The organism is Streptomyces sp. NPDC058195 (genome assembly GCF_042883525.1).
In the GTDB taxonomy this organism is placed as follows: Bacteria; Actinomycetota; Actinomycetes; order Streptomycetales; family Streptomycetaceae; genus Streptomyces.
Map to the genome: position 1 here is coordinate 114,109 of NZ_JBHVVM010000003.1, position 19,018 is coordinate 133,126.

Sequence of the window (19,018 nt, forward strand, 5' to 3'; positions counted from 1 at the left end):
GGTCTGCCACCCGGCGCCTGGTGTCGGGTAGGAAAGCGCCACCCCGCCCGGCAGCCCTCGGTACTCCCCAGGGTGCCGATCGGCCGCCGGCCGGGGCGGTGTACGCAACTTGTCGGCGCGCGAAGGGATCTGTCTCGCCCATGTACACAGCATCGTCCTCCGTGACCGCCCCGCCCCGGCCGCTCCGCCCGTTGGGCGCGGGCGGCGGACCGTACCTCGCTCCGCACGCCTCGGCGCCCGGCACGGTCCGGCAGCGGCGGCCGGCGGGGAGCCTGGCGGGCCCCCCGCTCAGCGGTCGGCTGGACCTGTCGGGCGCGCAGGGAGCCCAGCTGAGGATGGCGATCGCCTCGGTGCGACGGATCTGCCCCGAGTTCAACCCGGTCCAGGTGATGCGGCGCAGCGGCCGTTCGGTGCTGCTGGTCGGCTCCACCGGCCGGGCGACCGCGGTCGCCAAGTGCTTACTGGACCACTCACCCGCCTGGTCGGAGCGGTTCCGCCACGAAATAGCTGCATATCGTGCGTTCGTCCGGCACCGCCCGCCGGTGCGTGTGCCGCGTCTCATCGCGGCCGATCCGGAGAACTGCACCCTGGTGATCGAGCGGATGCCCGGCCGGGTGGCGGCGCTGACCAGGCATCCATCGGAGGCACCGCCCCGGGCCGATGTCCGGGCCGCGCTCGGCGCGATCAGCCGGGTCAACGCCTGGCAGCCCGCCCCCGGCCTCTTCGAGGTACCGCTCGACTACGCCGCCCGGGTCGCCCGCTACCACGAGCTGGGGCTCTTCACCGACCGGGATCTGGGCGATCTGCAGAAGCTGCTGCACGGGCTGGCGCACGCGGGCGTCCGCCAGGACATGTGGCAGTTCTGCCACGGCGACGCGCTGCTCTCCAACATCCTGCTGTCGCCCACCGGCCCGGTGCTGGTGGACTGGGAGCACGCGGGCTGGTACCTGCGCGGCTACGACCTGGCGACGCTGTGGACGGTGCTGGGTGACGCACCGGCCGCGCGTCGCCAGATCAGCCAGCTGGCGCAGGCCGCGGGCCCCGCGGCCAGGGACGCCTTCCTGGTGAACCTGATGCTGGTGCTGACCGGGGAGATCCGTACGTACGAGACGGCCGTGCAGCGTGCCATGCGCGACTCCGCCGCCCCCGGGACCGGGCAGGAACGTCCGGGAATGCTGTCGTCGAGCGAGGAGCAGCGCTTGCTGCTGCGCCGCTTGCACGACGACTGCGCAATGGCCCGCAGGGCCGTGCGTGCCGCGGTCGGCACGCGCTGATCCTGCACCCGGGGGGTGCTCGCCGCGGGGCCGGTGCCGACACACCTGCTCCGCGGCGCGCCGAGGCCCGGGTGCCCCACCGCCGTACACCCGTCGGGCGGTGGGGCACCCGGGCCGTCCGGCTGTCACGCGGGGATCATCAGGTCCCAGCGGGCCTCGAACAGCACGCAGCGGTAGTTCGCCCAGCTTCCGGCGGCGACGCCCGCGTCCCCGGCCGTGACGCACTCCTGCTGGGTGCCGAACGATCCGGCCTGCTCCCAGCCCTGTACCCCGGCCTCGGCCGCCGCGGCGGCCGTGGCCGTCGCCACGGTCGCGGCGAAACCGGCGCCGGTCAGTGCGAGCGCCATGGCGATGCCCGCTGCCGCGGTGGCGGCGGTCCTGGTCGGCTTCTGCATGAGCCTCTCCATTCTCTGTGGGACGGATACCCGGGTGCGGTGTCACCGCGCCCGGTCCCGGCGCGGGATCAGCGGGTGCGCAGGATGTCCACGTCGGACGCCTTCACGAAGGCGATGCGGTGGCCGATCTGCACCGTCACGTACCTCTCCTTGCCGCTGAAGTACGCGTGGTCGTAGGGGTAGGAGGCGTCGATCGTCGGCGCGTAGAAGTAGCCCGTGGGTGCCTCGCCGCCGCCGGGGTAGGACTGCCCGGCCTTGATCGTGTACTGGAGCGGTGCCCCCACTCGCTGGTCACCGAAGTCCGCGGGGTAGGCGGACTTCTCCGGGTAGGCGACCCCGTACACCGGTACGTCCGTGCGGCCCGCCTTCGGCCGGACGACGTAGCCGGCGGTGGGCGTGGTGGTCCGGGTCCTCGCCGGGGTCCGGAACCATGCCTTCTGGCCGTACCACCAGATCGCCGTCCAGCCGGGGGCGCGGTCCGCGACGACGGCCTGCTGAGTGGCGCTGATCTTGCTGCCCCAGTCGGCGGCGCAGTTCGTGCCGGGCGAGCCGTCGGTGTGCAGGCCGGGGTCGGAGAAGAGCGGGGCGTCCTGGGACGGCGCGGTGTGCAGCGGTACGGCGCTGGAGCCCTGGACCGGCAGGTCGACGCCCTTCTCACAGTCGCGGAAGGCCTGCCTGTTCTGCGTGAAGTCCGGGCTGACGGTGATCAGTTCGCTCTTCTTGGAGGCGCTCGGAACGGTGGGTCTGCCGAGCAGCTTCATGAAGCGGTTCCAGTCCCAGTAGGTGCCCGGATCCCAGTGCATGTTCTTGGTGCCGGACGCGCTGGTGGGCGGTACCCCGTCGTGGCCGATGATGTGCTGGCGGTCGAGCGGGATGTCGTACTTGGCGGCCAGGTAGCGCACCAGCCGGGCGGTGGAGCGGTACATCTCGGGGGTGTACCACGTGGCACCCTCGGTGGCGACACCCTCCTGCTCGATGCCGATGGAGTGGCTGTTGACATACCAGTTGCCCGCCTGCCAGGCGACGTCCTTGTTCTTGACCATCTGGGTGACGTGGCCGTCGGCCGAGCGCACCACGTAGTGGGCGGAGGTCTGCTTCAGCGGGTTCTGGAAGATCTTCAGCGTGGTGTCGTAGTCCTCCTCCGTGTCGTGCAGAACGATGAACCGGATCTTGTTGGTGTGCGGCCGGTCCGCGGTGTCGTAGTTCCCGTACGTCTCCTTGTCGGCCGGGTCGCCGGTCTGCTGGTACGCCGCCGGAACCCAGTCGCAAGCCAGGCTGCGCGGGCATTCCGGCCGCACCCCGTCCGCACCGGCCTGCGCCACGGGGCTGAGCAGCGCCATGCTCAGCGCGCTGGCACCTGTCAGCGCGCTCGCGATTGCGGTCCTCTTCTTCGACGTCATGACAACCCTTCTTGGAGCCGTGCGTGCCAAAGCCGTGCGTGATCCGATCTCACCGTTGCGTGGTGCGCGCACACTCTCCGACCTGAGATGACAGCACGTCAAGGGATCGGCACGGGTCACGGAAGGAGTCAGTGGACCAGACCACTGACAGGGCGTCTGACCTGCGAGAGGAAGATCAACCAGCGTGGGGCGGCGGCGCGTTGCCGGGCTTCGCGACGTCTCCGGACGCCGTGGGCCGTCACCTCTCCACTTCACGCCACACTCGTTTTATCTGACTATTTTCGGATGTGTGTACCTCGAACATCCGAAGGGTAGTGCTCGCGCCGACACGCTCATACCCGTGCGGTTTCGCGCGCGGCGGTCCAGGAAAGGCCCGGACGCACATGGCTCAGCCCTTCACCCTGCCGGATTTCTACGTTCCGTATCCGGCCCGGCTCAACGCCCATGTCGAGGGGGCCCGTGCCCACACCAAGCGGTGGGCCCGCGGCATGGGGATGGTGGAGGGGTCGGGCATCTGGGAGGAGAAGGACATCGACTCCCACGACTACGCGCTGTTGTGCGCGTACACCCATCCCGACTGTTCGGCCGAGGCGCTGTCGCTGGTCACCGACTGGTACGTATGGGTCTTCTTCTTCGACGACCACTTCCTGGAGCTGTTCAAGCGCACGCCGGACCGGGAGGGCGCCAAGCGCTATCTGCAACGGCTGCCCGCCTTCATGCCGATGGCGCGGGGGGCCGCGATGCCGCAGCCGGAGAACCCGGTCGAGGCGGGGCTGGCCGATCTGTGGACGCGTACGGTGCCGGGCATGTCCGACGCCTGGCGGGCCAGATTCGCCGAGGCGACGGAAAACCTCCTGAACGAGTCGCTGTGGGAGCTGTCCAACATCGACGAGGGGCGCGTCGCCAACCCCGTCGAGTACATCGAGATGCGCCGCAAGGTGGGCGGGGCCCCCTGGTCCGCGGGGCTCGTGGAGTACGCGGCGGGCGCCGAGGTCCCCGCGGAAGTGGCGGACGAGCGGGCGCTGCGGGTGCTGCGGGACGCCTTCTCCGACGCCGTGCACCTGCGCAACGACCTCTTCTCGTACCAGCGGGAGGTCGAGGACGAGGGTGAGAACAGCAACGGTGTACTGGTCCTGGAGCGCTTCCTCGGCTGTTCCACCCAGGAGGCCGCCGAAGCGGTGAACGACCTGCTGACCTCCCGGCTCCAGCAGTTCGAGAACACCGCGCTCACCGAAGTCGGCCCGCTCTGCGCGAGAAAGGGGCTCGACCCGGTCAAGGCCGCGTCGGTCCTGGCGTACGTCAAGGGCCTCCAGGACTGGCAGTCCGGGGGCCACGAGTGGCACATGCGCTCCAGCCGTTACATGAACGACGGCGCGGCCGAGGCGTCCGCCACCGCCTTCGGGATGTCGGCGGCCTCGATCAGGTTCACCCCACGCTCGGAGACGGCCCGGCTGCGCAGCCACAGCCATCTGCCCCACCGGCGCGTCGGTCCGTCGCTGCTGCCCGACTTCGCCCTTCCCTTCGGTACGACGCTCAGCCCGCACCTGGAGGGGGCCCGGCTGCGGATCGTCGGCTGGGCGGAGCGCATGGGTCTTCTGGAGGCGCAGCCGGGGGTGCCCGGTTCGCACATCTGGGACCGGCAGCGGCTCCTCGCCATCGATCTTCCGCTGTGCGCGGCGGGGCTGCACCCGGACGCGACGCCCGAGCAGCTGGACCTCGCCTCGCAGTGGCTGACCTGGGGGACGTACGGGGACGACTGGTTCCCGGTGGTGCACGGGCGGACCCGGGACCTGAACGGGGCCGGGCTCGCCAACGAGCGCCTGTCGATGTTCATGCCCCTGGACGGGGCCGGGACGCCTGAGCCGGTCAACGCCCTGGAGCGGGGGCTCGCCGACCTCTGGGCGAGGACTTCGGCGCCGATGGACCAGAACGCCCGCCGGGCGTTCCGCACGTCGGTCGAGGACATGACCGCCAGCTGGGTGTGGGAACTGGCGAACCAGACGCAGAACCGTATCCCCGACCCGGTGGACTACATCGAGATGCGGCGGATGACCTTCGGCTCCGATCTCACGATGAGCCTGTGCCGGCTGGGGCACGGCCGCAAGGTCCCGCCGGAGGTCTACCGCAGCGGGCCGATGCGCTCGCTGGAGAACGCGGCGGCCGACTACGCCTGTCTGCTCAACGATCTCTTCTCATACCAGAAGGAGATCGAGTTCGAGGGCGAGATCCACAACGGGGTCCTGGTCGTGCAGAACTTCTTCGGTGTGGACTATCCGACCGCGGTGGCGATCGTCCACGATCTGATGCAGTCGCGGCTCAGGCAGTTCCTCCATGTGGCCGAGCACGAACTGCCCACGCTCTACGACGACTTCGGTCTCGATACCGAGGCCCGAGCGGTCCTGGCCGGGTATGTGCAGGAGCTGAAGCACTGGCTCGCGGGCATCCTGATCTGGCACCGGGACTGCCGCCGTTACCGCGAGGAGGACCTCCGGCGCGGGAGCACGGCCCCGTGGCGGCTCGGCGGTCCCACCGGGATCGGCGTTTCGGCGGCACGGGTGACCACGCTGTTCGCCCGGCCCTCCACAGCCGGGGTGTAGCGGACCCCAAAGACCGGCAGCACGACGTGGCGGCCTCCTGGACGGAGGCCGCGCGCACATGGGCGGATGGGGGAGATACGCGGTCCGGCCGCCCGCAACCCGGGCGGCCGACGGGAAGGACCGTTTCGGCCGGTCCGGGCCGGCCGGAACCTCAGCCCTGCTGGAACAGCTCGGCGGGCAGCGGCTTCAGCAGCGTGTACAGATCGTCGGTGATCGGCCGGTCCCAGCTGGCGATGGTGACGAGCACGCCGTCGCTGCGGTCGAACTGGACGCAGGAGATCCGGCTCTCGGAAAGCTTGATCCGGCGGACGATGAGCAGGTTGTCGCCCTGCATCACGGGGAGGTCCTCCGTACCGGTGACCTCGACCGGCTCGTCGTTCTCCAGCGCGAGGAGCAGCTGGGCGACCTCGAAGGGCACCTGGCCCTCCTCGGTCTCACGGGCGGGCGAGCCCTCCGGGAGGTTGCCGATGATCATCGCGGGGCCGCGGCCGCCGAAGAGGTCGTAGCGCAGGAAGACGCCCTGACAGCTTCCGTCGGGAGCGGGCAGCAGACCGGCACCGAGGTTTCCGGGCCAGTCGCCCGGGTCCATGGCCAGGACGTCGAAGTCGGGGCCCGCGGGTGTGGCTGCGCTACGGCGGCGGAGGAAGGACATGCGGCCATGTTACGTGTCCGAGCTCACCTTGCGGTGCCGGGTGCCGCCGCCCCGCGCTCGGGCCGGGCCGCACCCGCCCTCGCGGGCGTTCGCCACGAAGGCGCGCCACTCGGCCGGGTGAAGAGGAGCGGCGGGCTGCCGGGGCGGCCCGCCTCACGCGTCATGGTTCCCCCCTCGGCGAGGCGGTCCGGGCGCCGTCGGTGCCCCGGGTGCCCGAGCGCCACCGCGCTTCGCCCGGATCGGGCTCCGGCTCGTCCGGGCCCGCGAAGTGCTGCCGGTCCGTGGTGGTGCGCTCACCTGCCCCGCTCCTCCCGCCCGCCCGTCGTCCCGGGCCGAAGCGTGAGCCGCCCCGGCCGGTCCCGGGCAGGGGGCGCAGAGGGGTCCGCGGGGCCCGGGACGGCCTGTAGTCAGCGGGTGGGGGGCTCGGCGCCGACCAGCCACATGGAGAAGAACTGCGCCCCGCCGCCGTACGCGTGGCCGAGCGCCTTGCGGGCCCCCGGCACCTGGTGCTCGCCCGCACGCCCCCGTACCTGGAGTGCGGCCTCGGCGAAGCGGATCATGCCGGAGGCGCCGATGGGATTGGTGGAGAGCACTCCGCCGGAGGGGTTCACCGGCAGGTCGCCGTCGATCTCGGTGGCCCCGGACTCGGTGAGCTTCCAGCCCTCCCCCTCGTCGGCGAAGCCGAGGTTCTCCAGCCACATCGGCTCGTACCAGGAGAACGGCACGTACATCTCCACGGCGTCGATCTCCCGCCGCGGGTCGGTGATGCCCGCCTGCCGGTACACATCGGCGGCGCAGTCCCGGCCCGCCTGCGGCGAGACGAAGTCCTTCCCCGCGAAGAGCGTCGGCTCGCTGCGCATCGCACCGCCGTGCACCCAGGCCGGCGGGTGCGGCGACCGGGCCGCTCCGGCCCGGTCGGTGAGGATCATGGCGCAGGCCCCGTCGGAGGACGGGCAGGTCTCCGAGTAGCGGATCGGATCCCAGAGCATCGGGGCCGACCTGACCTTCTCCAGGGTGATGTCCGGGTCGTGGATGTGCGCGTACGGATTCTTCAGCGCGTTGCGGCGGTCCTTGTACGCGACGAGGGAGCCGACCGTGTCGGGGGCACCGCTGCGGCGCATGTACGCCCGCACGTGCGGGGCGAAGAAGCCGCCCGCACCGGCGAGCAGCGGCTGCTGGAACGGGATGGGCAGCGAGAGCCCCCACATGGCGTTGGACTCGGACTGCTTCTCGAAGGCGAGGGTGAGCACGGTGCGGTGGACGCGGGCGGAGACCAGGTTGGCGGCGACGAGTGCGGTGGAGCCGCCGACCGAGCCCGCGGTGTGCACCCGGAGCATGGGCTTGCCGACCGCGCCGAGTGCGTCGGCGAGGTACAGCTCCGGCATCATCAGGCCCTCGAAGAAGTCGGGTGCCTTGCCGATCACGACGGCGTCGATGTCCGCCCAGGTGAGCGCGGCGTCCTCCAGGGCGCGGACGGCGGCTTCCCGGACGAGTCCCGCGATCGAGACGTCCCGCCGCGCGGACACGTGCTTCGTCTGGCCGACACCGACGACGGCCACGGGCTCCTCAGGCATCGGTGTTCTCCCCTTCGAGGACGGCGACCAGGTTCTGCTGGAGGCAGGGCCCGGAGGTGGCGTGGGCGAGGGCCCGGTCGGACTCGCCCCGGTGGATGCGGGCGGCGGCCTCGCCGAGGCGGATCAGCCCGGCGGCCATGACGGGGTTGGCGGTCAGTGCGCCGCCGGACGGGTTGACCCGCACCTTCCCGTCGAGCCCGAGCGCCTTGCGCAGCACCACTTCCTGAGAGGTGAACGGGGCGTGGAGTTCGGCGGTGTCCACGGGGCGCTCGAAGGCGCCGGCGCGGGTCGCGGCGAGCCGGGTGGAGGGTGAGTCGGTGAGTTCCCGGACCCCTAGGCCATGGGCCTCGATGCGGTGGTCGATGCCGCGGATCCAGGCGGGCCGGGGGCACAGGGACCGCGCGGTGTCACCGGCGGCGAGGATCACCGCGGCGGCGCCGTCGCCGGTCGGCGGGCAGTCGCCGGTACGCAGGGGCCGCACCACGTACTCCCCGGCCGGGGCCGGTTCCCTGAGCTGGGCGTGCGGGTTGCCGGCCGCGGCGGCGCGGCTGCGGTGGCCGATCTCCGCGAGGGCGGCCTCGTCGGTGTCGCCCGCGTCGATCAGCGCCTGTGCCTGGAGGGCGGCGAGCGCGACGGAGTCCGGCCAGAGCGGGCCGGTGTAGTACGGGTCGAGCTGGCGGGTGAGCACATCGCGGACCCGGCCGGGCGAGGACTTTCCGTAGGAGTAGACGAGCGCGGTGTCGGCCTGGCCCGTCTGGATCTTCACCCAGGCCTCGTACAGGGCCCAGGCGCCGTCCATCTCGACGTGCGACTCGGAGATCGGCGGGCAGGCGCCGACACCGTCGAGCGCCATGGTGAAGGAGAAGGCACGGCCCGCGAGGTAGTCGCTGGAGCCGGAGCAGGTGAAGCCGATGTCGCTGGTCCTGAGCCCGGTCGCGTCGAGGACCTGGTGGAGCACGGGCATCAGCATCTCGACTTCGGAGAGTTCGTCGGTGTGCCGCAGATGGTCCGTCTGCGCGAAGGCGACGATCGCCACGTCTCGCATCTAGAGCAGCTCCTTGTACGCGTCGTAGTCGGCGTCGGGCTCACCGGTCGGCCGGTAGTGGTCGGGGTGGCGCCCGCCCTCGGTCCAGACGGGCTCGACGCGCAGGCCCATGCGCACCTGGTCGTAGGGGATGCCGCCGATCCGCGCGTGCAGGGCGAGGTCCGCGCCGTCCAGGGCGACGTGCGCGTAGACGTACGGCACTTCTATGTCCAGGTTCTTCGCCTTGATGTTGACGATGCAGAACGTGGTGACGGTGCCGCGCGGGCCGACCTCCACCTGCTCGGTGGTGGCGACGCCGCAGGTGGGGCAGGCGCCGCGGGGCGGCACGTAGACCTTGTGACAGGAGGGGCAGCGTTCGCCGACGATGCGCCGCTGGGCGAGTGCGCCGAGGTAGGCGCTCTGGGCACGGCCGGGGGTGTAGCGGTAGTCGAGCCTGGCGGGGGTGACGATGCCGGTGACGGGGTCGGCGAAGCCGCCGTCGTGCGGTGCGGCCTGCCCGGTGTCCTCACCGTCGTACGGTTCGAAGCAGGCGATGTCGGTGATCGCTCCGGTCCGCTCGGCGGCCCAGCGGACGCGTACCCGCATCCCCGTGCGCACGGCGTCGGGGCCGGGGGCGTCGAGTACGTGCAGCAGGGCGGTATCGGCGCCGTCGAGCCGGACCAGGACCCAGGCGAAGGGGGTGCCGAGGGGCTGGCCGCGGCGCGGGGCGGGGTTCCAGGCCCAGGTGGTCACGGTGCCGGTGGCGGCGACCTCGGTCAGCTCGCGGATCTCCTCGGCGGTGACCGGGTCGTACTCGACGGGCGGGACCAGGATCTTTCCCGCGGTGGTGCGCACGCCGAGGACGGTGCGTTCGCGCAGTCCGGTGAGGAAGGCACTCTGGACGGGCCCCAGGGAGCGGGTGAAGGGGAACTCGACCACCAGCGGTGCGCTGAGGGCTTCGGGCACGGTTGCCTCCTGTGCTCAGGTGCGCCGGTAGACGGGCGGGCGCTGCTCGGCGAAGGCGCGGGCGCCTTCCTTGGCGTCATCGGTGGCGAAGATCGGCCAGCCGCGTTCCAGCTCGGCCGCCAGCCCCTCGGTCTCGGTCAGATCGGCGCTCTCGTACACGGACGCCTTGACCGCCTCGACCGCGAGCGGTCCGCAGGCGTTGATCCGCTCGGCGATGCCGAGGGCCTGTTCCAGTGCGGTGCCGTCGGGAACGACCCGTCCGATCAGGCCGATGCCGGCGGCCTCCCGCGCGCTGTACGGACGTCCGGTGAGGAGCATCTCCAGTGCGTGTGTCCGGGCGATCTGGCGCGGCAGCCGCACCGTCGACCCGCCGATGGGGAAGAGGCCGCGCCTCACCTCGAAGAGCCCGAAGGTGGCGCCCTCCCCGGCGACGCGGATGTCGGTGCCCTGGAGGATCTCGGTGCCTCCGGCGACGCAGTGGCCCTCCACGGCCGCGATGACCGGTTTGCGGGGGCGGTGGTGACGTAGCATCGCCTTCCAGTGAAGATCGGGATCGGCCGTCATCCGGTCCCGGTACTGCTCGCCCGCCATGCCCTTGCCGGCCAGGGCCTTGAGGTCCATCCCGGCGCAGAAGCAGCCGCCCGCTCCGGTCAGCACGACCGAGCGGACGGTGTCGTCGGCGTCCGCCTCCAGCCAGCCGTCGTACAGCCCGACCAGCATCGCCAGTGACAGGGCGTTCTTCGCCTCGGGCCTGTTCAGGGTGAGCACCAGCGTGGCGCCCTCGCGCCGTACGTCGAGGTGTTCCGTACCAGCCATGGTCGGCCTCCCGTCTAAGACCTAGAACAGGTTGCAGTAGGCCGGGGTCCAGTTCAATAGTTTTCTGACAACCAGTCAGATTTCCTCGACGGCACTCTTCACAGTTGCGTCCACCGGCGCTCTAATGACCGCCGAGCCAGTCAGCTTCCGGGGTCAGGAGGAATTGGTGGAGTACAACCTTGCCGACCTGTTCGAGTCGGTGGTCGACGCGGTCCCGGAACGCGAGGCGCTCGTCGGCCTCGACCACCCCGGTACAGGTGCGGAGCGCCGGCTGACCTACGCGGAGCTGGACGCGGCGGCCAACCGTGTCGCGCACCACCTGATCGAGGCGGGCATCGCGCCCGGCGAGCACCTGGGGCTGCACCTCTACAACGGGGTGGAGTACCTCCAGACCGTCCTGGCCTGCCTGAAGGCCAGGATCGTGCCGGTCAACGTGAACTACCGCTACGTGGAGGAGGAACTGACCTACCTCTACCGTGACGCGGACCTGGCCGCACTGGTCTTCGACGCCGAGTTCGACGAGCGGGTGGCCACCGCCGCCCCGAAGGCACCGGCCCTCCGGCACCTGGTGAGGGTGGGGACTCCCGGGCCGGGGGCACGGGGCCCGGAGGCCGTCGCGTTCACCGACGCCGAGGCGTCCGGAAGCCCTGAGCGCGGATTCCCGCCGCGTTCCGCGGACGATCAGTTCATCATCTACACCGGTGGCACCACCGGCATGCCCAAGGGCGTGATGTGGCGCCAGGAGGACCTCTTCTTCTCCGGCATGGGCGGGGGCGCTCCGACCGGCGATCCGGTGAAGTCCCCGCAGGAGCTGGCCGAGCGGGTCGCCGCGGGCGGTGAGGGGATCACGTTCTTCCCCACTCCCCCGCTGATGCACGGCACGTCGACGCTCACCGCCTTCATCGGCTTCAACTTCGGGCAGCGGGTGGTGGTGCACCGCAAGTTCGCGCCGGAGGAAGTGCTCCGTACGATCGAGAAGGAGAAGGTGACCAGTGTGTCGCTGGTCGGCGACGCGATGCTGCGGCCGCTGATCGACGCGCTGAGGGGCCCGCTGAAGGGCACCGACTGCTCCTCGCTGTTCTCCGTGTCCAGCTCCGGCGCGATCATGTCGGATTCGGTGCGCGCGGAGTTCCAGGAGCTCGTGCCGACGGTGATGCTGCTGAACAACTTCGGTTCCTCGGAATCCGGCTTCAACGGCACCGCGACGGCCGACTCGGGTCCGGAGAGGGGGTTCCGGCTCCAGGTCAACTCCCGTACGGCGGTGGTTGATCCGGCCACACACGAGCCGGTGGCCCTGGGCGTGCCGGGGCGGCTCGCCCAGCGCGGGCACGTGCCCCTCGGCTACTACAACGACCCGCAGAAGACGGCGGAGACCTTCTTCAGCCGGGACGGGGAGCGCTGGGTGCTGCTCGGGGACATGGCGACGGTCGACGAGAACGGGATCGTCACAGTCCTGGGCCGGGGTTCGCAGTGCATCAACACCGGGGGCGAGAAGGTGTACCCGGAGGAGGTCGAGCAGGCGATCAAGGCCCATCCCGACGTGTACGACGTGCTGGTCGCCGCGGTGCCCGACCCGCGGTGGGGCAACCGGGTCGCGGCGGTGGTGCAGCTGCGCGAAGGGGCGGCCGAGCCGTCGCTCGACCAGCTCCAGGCGCACTGCCGCAGCCGCCTGGCGGGCTACAAGATCCCGCGCAGCCTGGTGATCGCCCGCACCATCCAGCGCTCGCCGAGCGGCAAGGCCGACTACCGCTGGGCCCGCTCGGTCGTCGCACCCCGCCAGGAGCCCGGGGCGTGAGTCCGCCCGGCCGCCGGTCCGGGGCACCGGTGTAAGCCATTCGGGCACGTACCGAACCCATCCGCTCACTCTGTGTGGCAACCGGGGGAGATCGCCCATAGCTTCGGCTCATGAGGAAACGAACCATCATGATCCTGGCCCCGGTCGCGGCCCTCTCGGCCGCGACGGTGGGCATGGCCCAGCCCGCCGCCTCCTCCCCCAGCGCGCGGGTGGTGCATCCGGGCGAATCGATTCAGCGGGCGGTGGACACCGCCCGGCCGGGCGACACCGTCATCGTCCTGCCGGGCACCTACCGGGAGAGCGTACGGATCACCACCTCCGGGCTCACCCTGCGCGGCTCCGGCAGCCGCACCGTCATCCGTCCGGCCGAGGCCGGCACCCGGGCCGCCGCCGACGCCTGCGCGAAGGCGGGCAACGGCGTCTGCGTCCTGGGCGCGGCGGGCGAAACCGTGGACGGTGTCCGGATCGAATCGCTGACCGTCTCCGGATTCACGAAGAACGGTGTCTGGGCCTCCGGGACCGACCTGCTGACCGTCCGCCGCGTGACCGCCGAGCACAACGGTGTCTGGGGCATCGCCCAGGAGCGTTCCACCCGCGGCCTGTTCACGCGCAACACCGCCCGTTCCAACGGCGACGCGGGCGTCTTCGTCGCCAACACCGTCGACGAGGAGGGCGGCGCGACCGACACCCGGGGCACCGAACTGAGCCACAACACCCTCACCGGCAACCGGATCGGTTTCACCGCCCGGCGGGTACGCAATTTGTCCGTCCACCACAACACCGCCACCGGCAACTGCACCGGCATGTTCGTCGTCGGCGACGAGGGCAAGCCGCAGGCCGGGGCCATGACCATCGAGTCCAACACGGTCACCGGCAACAACAAGTTCTGCTCCGCCACCGAGCGGCTGTCGGCCCTTCAGGGATCCGGCATCGTGCTCACCGGCGCCGCGGACACCCAGGTGCGCTCGAACACGATCCGCGAGAACTCCGGCACCTCTCCGATGTCGGGCGGTGTCGTCCTGTTCAAGAGCTTCGTGGGCACCAAGAACACCGGCAACACCATCAGCGACAACGTCGTCCTCGACAACAAGCCGGCCGACCTCACCAACGGGGACACCGGAAAGGACAACACCTTCACCGCCAACATCTGCGCCACATCCGCACCGGCCGGGATGTGCTGACCGGTGCGCCGCCGCACGAGGAGAAGCGAGACAGCATGACCACCGTGAGCCCCAACCCCTCCCCCGCCCCCGCACACACCTCCCTCCCGCATCCCGTCGCTCCCCCGCAGCCGGCCATGCAGCTGCGGGAGCTGGTCTTCGGCGCGGCCAGAGCCGCAGCCGTGCGCGCCGCTGCCCGGCTGCGCGTCGCCGACGCGCTGGGCGAGGCACCGGCCACGGCACAGGAACTCGCGGACCTGGTGAAGGCCGAGCCGGTTCCGCTGCGGCGGCTGCTGCGGGCCCTGGCCTGCTACGGGATCTTCGCCGAGACGCCGGACGGGCGGTTCGCCCACACCGAGATGTCCCGGCTGCTGCGCGAGGACGACCCGCACAGCCTGCGCGACATCTCGCTGTGGTGCACGGAGCCCTGGACCTGGGGCGTGTGGCCGCGTCTGGACGACGCGGTGCGCACCGGCCGGAGCGTCTTCGAGGACGTGTACGGCAAGGGGTTCTTCGACCACCTGCACCAGGACGCCCACGAGTCCGCGCAGGTCTTCAACCGCGCGATGACCACCTCCAGCGTGCAGTCCGCGCTGGACGTCGCCGAACTCCTCGACCTCACCGGGGTGTCCTCGGTCGCCGACATCGGCGGCGGCCAGGGCCATGTCGTGGCGAGCCTGCTGGAGAAGCACCCCTCGCTCCACGGCACTCTGATGGACCTGCCGGGCGTGGTGGCCAGGGCGGACGCGCGGCTGCGGGACCAGGGTCCGCTCGTGGAGCGGACCCGGATCGTCGCCGGGGACTGCCGTGAGGCGATCCCGGTCCGGGCCGACCTGTACATCATCAAGAACATCCTGGAGTGGGACGACGACAGCACCCGCCGTACGCTGCGCAACATCGTCGCCGCCGCCCGGCCGGGCGCCCGGGTCGTGATCATCGAGAACCTGGTCGACGACACCCCCTCGATGCGGTTCACCACCGCGATGGACCTGCTGCTGCTCCTCAACGTCGGCGGTGCGAAGCACACCCGGGAGAGCCTGGTCACCCGGATCTCCGACGCCGGTCTGCTGATCGGTGACGTCGTCCCCGTCAACGCCTACCTCCACGCGTTCGAGTGCGTGGTTCCCGACTGACCTTCCGTTTCGGGCATGCCGAAATGCCCCGGGCCCGGCCGTGCGGCCGGGCCCGGGGCATTTCCGCGGGTCTCAGGCGGGGGTGGCGCGCTCCCACCGGTAGAACTCGTGGGCCATGGCGTCCTTGGGCCCGCGCCAGGTCTCCGGGTCGTACGCGCTGACGTACGCGGTGAGCTTGTCGCTGATGGCCTTGAACTCCGGGTGCTCGGTCACCTTCGCGATCTCGGGGCCGGGCGGGCGCTCGGACTCGATCAGATGCAGATAGACATCGCCGAACTGGAAGAGCTTGCGCCGGGTGACACCGACCAGGTGCGGCAGTTCGGTGCTGTCGGACGCGGCGAACAGCTCGGCGATGTCCGGCGCTGAGCCCGGTGCCATCCGGGCGACGATCAGGGCGTGGTGCATCGGGAGGTGCCTTTCTGGGTACTGGTCCGCCGCCCGGCCGGACGGCGGACCGTGGGCGGGCGGCGGACCGTGGGCGGACGGCGGGTCAGCTGGCCCCGACCGGGGCGGTGCGGCGCTCGCGGTCGCGCTGCTCGATCTTGTCCCGGATCAGCTCCATCTGGACCTTGGAGTTGCGGTTGATGTTGTCGGTCATCCAGGCGTCGTCCACCGGGGCGTCGGGGCGCATCGCGAAGTCCTGTGCCCAGTGCATCCTGGTACCGCCGGGCACTTCCGCGTACTCCCACCGGATGTTCATGTGCTGGAACGGGCCGGGTTCGACGCGACGGGCACGTACGGTGCGCGTGGCACGGTCCACGGTCCGTTCGGAGACCCAGCTCCACACCTTGCCGTTCTCGTCGGGGTGCATCGTCAGGCGGAAGGTGGTGCTGTCCCCGTCCCGCTCGATGACCTCCACCGCGGCGTACTCGCTGAACAGCCGGGGCCAGTTCTCCAGGTCGTTCGTCACGTCCCAGACCAGGTCCAGCGGGGCGGCGATGGTGATCTCGTTCTCGGTGTGTCCGGGCACGTCAGGCTCCTGTCATGAGGCTGTTGTTGACGAGGTCGAGGAACTCCTGCGGGGTCTTGCAGCGGTCGGCGTCGGTCGGCAGTGCCCGGCCGTGCCGGTTCTCCAGCACGCCCACGATGCCGAGCAGGCCCAGGGAGTCCAGGCCGTACTCGTCGAAGGCCGAGCCGGGGCGCTGTTCCATGTCGCGCGGATCGACGGTGACCCCGGCGCCCTTCTTCATCAGGGCGGCGAGTTCCGTGTAGGTCAGTGGGTCGGTCATCAGGATTTCTCCTTGTCACATTCGGGGGTCGGTGACGCACCGCAGCACCATCGCCGCGTTCGAGCCCATGAGCCCGCGGCTGAGCACCAGCGCCGTGCGCAGTTCGGCGGGGCGGGCGCTGCCGGTCACCACGTCGATGTCGTGGCACACCTCGAAGACGTTCGGGGTGGGCGGTATCAGCGCGTTCTCCATCGAGAGCACCGCGGCTGCCACGTCCAGCACCGGCGCCCCGCAGTAGGCACGTCCGATCCCGGTCTTGGGCGCCGTCACCGGCACCCGGCTGCCGTGTGCGCCGAGGGCGTCGGCGATCGCCAGTACCTCGGCCCGGTCGGCCGCCGGCACACCGAGGGCGTCCGCGAAGACGACATCGATCTCCTCGGGCGCGCAGTCGGCCTCCCGCAGGGCGCCGATGATCGCCTGGGCGAGGCCCTCCCGGGACTCCTCCCACCTGGCCGCGCCGGTGAACGTGGCGGCGTGTCCGGCCAGTTCCGCCCGCACCTTGGCGCCGCGCCGACGCGCCGACTGCTCCTCCTCGACCACCAGCATGGCGCCGCCCTCGGCCGGCACGAAGCCGCGGGCGTCCGAGGTGAACGGACGGTAGGCGCGGGTGGGGTCCTCGGCGGTGCTCAGGTCGTCGTAGCCGAGCTGGCAGACGACCGAGTACGGCGCCAGCGGGGCCTCGGCCGCGCCGACGACCACCGCTTCGGCACCGCCGCGGATCGAACGGGCAGCGTGCGCCAGCGCGTCCAGACCGCCCGCCTCGTCGCTGGCCACCACCGCGCACGGCCCCTTGAACCCGCCGCGGATGGAGATCTGGCCGGTGCTGGCCGCGTAGAACCAGGCGATCGACTGGTACGGGCCCACGTAGGTGGAGCCCTGGCCCCAGAGCCGCTGGAGCTCGCGCTGGCCGAACTCGCCGCCGCCCGATCCGGCGGCGGTCACCACTCCGATGTCGAAGGGTGATTCCTCGTAGTCGGCGCGGCCGAGCCGGGCGTCCTCCAGGGCGATGTCGGCGGCGGCCATCGCGAAGTGCGTGAACTTGTCGGTCTGGACGAGGTAGCGTTCCTCGATCAGTCCGGCCGCCTCGAATCCCCGTACCTCACCGGCGACCCGCAGGGGCAGATGCTCGCACCCCTCGCGGGTGACCCGGTCCAGGACGCTCATGCCTTCGTGGGTCAGCTTCCAGAAGGCTTCGGTGTTGGTGCCGTTGGGGGCGACCACCCCGATGCCGGTGACGACGGTGCGCCGGGCCTTGCGGGTGCTCATGGTGTCCTCCCACCTGTTCGGGTCAGGGCCACGGCTGACTGGAATCCGCCGAATCCGCTGCCCACCGAGAGGACGCTGCGCAGCTTCAGGGGCCGTGCGGTGCGCGGCACGTAGTCGAGGTCGCATTCGGGGTCGGGGCTCTCGTAGTTCGCCGTCGGCGGCACCGTCTGGTGCACCAGGGCGAGTACGCAGGCCGCGATTTCTATCGCCCCGATCGCTCCCAGCGAGTGGCCGACCATGGATTTGATCGAGCTCATCGGGATGTCGAAGGCGTGTGCGCCCAGGGCCCGCTTCACGGCGGCCGTCTCGTGCCGGTCGTTCTGCTTGGTGCCCGAGCCGTGGGCGTTGACGTAGTCGATCCGCGAACCGTCCATCCGGGCGTGGGCCAGTGCCCGGTTGATCGCCTCGGCCATCTCCAGGCCCTCGGGGGTGAGCCCGGTCATGTGGTACGCGTTGCCGAAGGTGGCGTAGCCCGAGATCTCGCAGTACACCGTGGCGCCGCGCGCGCGGGCGTGCTCCAGCTCCTCCAGGATCAGGACGGCGCCGCCCTCGCCCATCACGAAACCGTCCCGGCGCGCGTCGAACGGCCGGGAGGCGTGCTCGGCGTCGTCGTTGTTGGCCGAGGTGGCCTTGATCGCGTCGAAGCACGCCACGGTGATCGGGGTGATCGGTGAGTCGGACGCCCCGGCTACACAGACGTCGACGCGGCCCTCCTCGACGGACTGGAAGGCGTAGCCGATCGCGTCGAGCCCGGAGGTGCAGCCCGTGGAGACGGTCTGCACCGGGCCGTGCGCGCCGACCTGCTCGGCCACCGCGGAGGCCAGGGTGCTGGGCGAGAACGCGCGTTCCAGATGGCGTCCGGCCTTCTGGTGGTCGACGTCCCAGCGGGCGCCGTGCTCGCTGACGGCGACGTAGTCGTGCTCCAGCCGGGTGGTGCCGCCGACCGCGGTGCCCAGCGACACCCCCATGCGCCAGGGGTCCACCGTCTCCGGGTCGATGCCCGCGTCGGCGAGGGCCTCCCGGGCGGCCACCATCGCGAACTGGACGTAGCGGTCCTGCCGCGCGACGGTGTCGGCGTCCAGTCCGTGGGCCGCCGGGTCGAAGTCGCACTCGGCGGCGATCCGGGAGCGGAAGCCGGTCGGGTCGAAGAGCGTGATGCCCCTGGTCGCGGTACGTCCGTTGGCGAGGAGGTCCCAGAAAGCGGGGGCGCCGATGCCGCCGGGGGCGACGACGCCGACACCGGTGACCGCCACGCGGCGGGTCATGAGGCCGCCTCCGTTCGTTCCGGCGGGGCGACGCGGTCGGCGGATTCGGTCTGCTCGGTGTCGACGTGGCCGAGCTCCGGGCGCGGGGCGAGCGGGCCGAGGTGGAAGACCATGCGCGCCTCGATGTCACCCACGTTGCGGAACCGGTGGCGCACATGGGGCGGGATGAGCAGCCCCTGGTCGGGGCGCATCCGGTACGGCTCACCGTCGAGGTCCACCTCCAGCAGACCGTTCACCACGTACACGAACTCCTCGGAGTACGGGTGGTAGTGCTCGCCGATGCGGTCGCCGGGCTGAACGATCGCCAGCCCCATGAAGCCGCTGGTGGCCCCGACCGCGGTGGGCGTGAGCATGGCGCGGAGATCACCGCCGCGCCTGCGGTTGGGCTGCGTCTCGCTGAGGTCCACGATGCGTGGCCGGTGCGTGGTCATGTCTGTTCTCCTCCTGGCGCATTGCGTGTTGTGTCGACGGG

Annotated in this window: 18 protein-coding genes; 5 read left to right on the forward strand and 13 right to left on the reverse strand. The window is 71.2% G+C overall.

Annotated features, from left to right (window positions below):
* Positions 1–140: 140 nt before the first annotated feature.
* Positions 141–1,274, forward strand: a complete 1,134-nt coding sequence (locus ACFVWY_RS04650) for an aminoglycoside phosphotransferase family protein (protein WP_389867285.1) — start codon at positions 141–143, stop codon at positions 1,272–1,274.
* A gap of 125 nt (positions 1,275–1,399) precedes the next feature.
* On the opposite strand, the gene ACFVWY_RS04655 is transcribed toward ACFVWY_RS04650, so the two are convergent.
* A complete protein-coding gene (locus tag ACFVWY_RS04655) occupies positions 1,400–1,669 on the reverse strand; it encodes a hypothetical protein (RefSeq protein ID WP_389867286.1) in 270 nt (89 codons plus the stop codon).
* 68 nt (positions 1,670–1,737) lie between these two features.
* A complete protein-coding gene (locus ACFVWY_RS04660; protein ID WP_389867288.1) occupies positions 1,738–3,069 on the reverse strand; it encodes an N-acetylmuramoyl-L-alanine amidase in 1,332 nt (443 codons plus the stop codon).
* Between the two features lie 383 nt (positions 3,070–3,452).
* Between ACFVWY_RS04660 and ACFVWY_RS04665 the strand changes: the two genes are divergently transcribed.
* Positions 3,453–5,666 carry a germacradienol/geosmin synthase gene (locus tag ACFVWY_RS04665; RefSeq protein WP_389867290.1) on the forward strand — a complete coding sequence of 738 codons (2,214 nt, stop codon included), beginning with the start codon at positions 3,453–3,455 and terminating at the stop codon, positions 5,664–5,666.
* Positions 5,667–5,817: 151 nt separating this feature from the next.
* On the opposite strand, the gene ACFVWY_RS04670 is transcribed toward ACFVWY_RS04665, so the two are convergent.
* The 5 genes from ACFVWY_RS04670 to ACFVWY_RS04690 all read right to left on the reverse strand — a co-directional run bounded on the left by ACFVWY_RS04670 (position 5,818) and on the right by ACFVWY_RS04690 (position 10,698).
* Positions 5,818–6,318 (reverse strand): hypothetical protein, encoded by a 501-nt coding sequence (locus ACFVWY_RS04670; RefSeq protein ID WP_389867291.1) that lies wholly within the window; start codon positions 6,316–6,318, stop codon positions 5,818–5,820.
* Positions 6,319–6,725: 407 nt separating this feature from the next.
* Positions 6,726–7,892, reverse strand: coding sequence for a thiolase domain-containing protein (locus ACFVWY_RS04675; RefSeq protein ID WP_389867293.1), 1,167 nt, complete (start codon positions 7,890–7,892; stop codon positions 6,726–6,728).
* Complete coding sequence (locus ACFVWY_RS04680; RefSeq protein WP_389867294.1) at positions 7,885–8,937, reverse strand: thiolase domain-containing protein; 1,053 nt, start codon at positions 8,935–8,937, stop codon at positions 7,885–7,887. The genes ACFVWY_RS04675 and ACFVWY_RS04680 overlap by 8 nt, the downstream gene beginning before the upstream one ends.
* Positions 8,938–9,882, reverse strand: coding sequence for a Zn-ribbon domain-containing OB-fold protein (locus ACFVWY_RS04685; RefSeq protein WP_389867296.1), 945 nt, complete (start codon positions 9,880–9,882; stop codon positions 8,938–8,940). It abuts the gene before it with no gap.
* A 15-nt stretch (positions 9,883–9,897) separates the two neighbouring features.
* Complete coding sequence (locus tag ACFVWY_RS04690; RefSeq protein ID WP_389867298.1) at positions 9,898–10,698, reverse strand: crotonase/enoyl-CoA hydratase family protein; 801 nt, start codon at positions 10,696–10,698, stop codon at positions 9,898–9,900.
* Positions 10,699–10,864: 166 nt separating this feature from the next.
* Here ACFVWY_RS04690 and ACFVWY_RS04695 point away from each other — a divergent pair, with 166 nt between their 5' ends.
* From ACFVWY_RS04695 to ACFVWY_RS04705, 3 genes are all read left to right on the forward strand, one after another.
* Positions 10,865–12,493, forward strand: coding sequence for an acyl-CoA synthetase (locus ACFVWY_RS04695; protein WP_389867300.1), 1,629 nt, complete (start codon positions 10,865–10,867; stop codon positions 12,491–12,493).
* A gap of 110 nt (positions 12,494–12,603) precedes the next feature.
* Positions 12,604–13,674 (forward strand): nitrous oxide reductase family maturation protein NosD, encoded by a 1,071-nt coding sequence (locus tag ACFVWY_RS04700; RefSeq protein WP_389867302.1) that lies wholly within the window; start codon positions 12,604–12,606, stop codon positions 13,672–13,674.
* A 35-nt stretch (positions 13,675–13,709) separates the two neighbouring features.
* Complete coding sequence (locus ACFVWY_RS04705; RefSeq protein WP_389867304.1) at positions 13,710–14,786, forward strand: methyltransferase; 1,077 nt, start codon at positions 13,710–13,712, stop codon at positions 14,784–14,786.
* 72 nt (positions 14,787–14,858) lie between these two features.
* Here ACFVWY_RS04705 and ACFVWY_RS04710 read toward each other — a convergent pair whose 3' ends face one another.
* The 6 genes from ACFVWY_RS04710 to ACFVWY_RS04735 form a co-directional block, all read right to left on the reverse strand.
* Entirely contained in the window at positions 14,859–15,191 is a 333-nt protein-coding gene (locus ACFVWY_RS04710) for a TcmI family type II polyketide cyclase (protein WP_389867306.1), read from the reverse strand.
* Positions 15,192–15,276: 85 nt separating this feature from the next.
* Entirely contained in the window at positions 15,277–15,756 is a 480-nt protein-coding gene (locus ACFVWY_RS04715; RefSeq protein WP_389867307.1) for an SRPBCC family protein, read from the reverse strand.
* Position 15,757: 1 nt separating this feature from the next.
* Positions 15,758–16,015: an acyl carrier protein gene (locus ACFVWY_RS04720; protein ID WP_389867308.1), complete on the reverse strand. Its 258-nt coding sequence runs from the start codon at positions 16,013–16,015 to the stop codon at positions 15,758–15,760.
* A 15-nt stretch (positions 16,016–16,030) separates the two neighbouring features.
* The gene (locus tag ACFVWY_RS04725) at positions 16,031–17,281 is read right to left on the reverse strand and encodes a ketosynthase chain-length factor (protein ID WP_389867310.1); all 1,251 of its coding nucleotides are present in this window, start codon (positions 17,279–17,281) and stop codon (positions 16,031–16,033) included.
* Positions 17,278–18,546 (reverse strand): beta-ketoacyl-[acyl-carrier-protein] synthase family protein, encoded by a 1,269-nt coding sequence (locus ACFVWY_RS04730; protein WP_389867312.1) that lies wholly within the window; start codon positions 18,544–18,546, stop codon positions 17,278–17,280. Before ACFVWY_RS04730 ends, ACFVWY_RS04725 begins: the two co-directional genes overlap by 4 nt.
* A complete protein-coding gene (locus ACFVWY_RS04735; RefSeq protein WP_389867313.1) occupies positions 18,543–18,977 on the reverse strand; it encodes a cupin domain-containing protein in 435 nt (144 codons plus the stop codon). The genes ACFVWY_RS04730 and ACFVWY_RS04735 overlap by 4 nt, the downstream gene beginning before the upstream one ends.
* Positions 18,978–19,018: the final 41 nt, after the last annotated feature.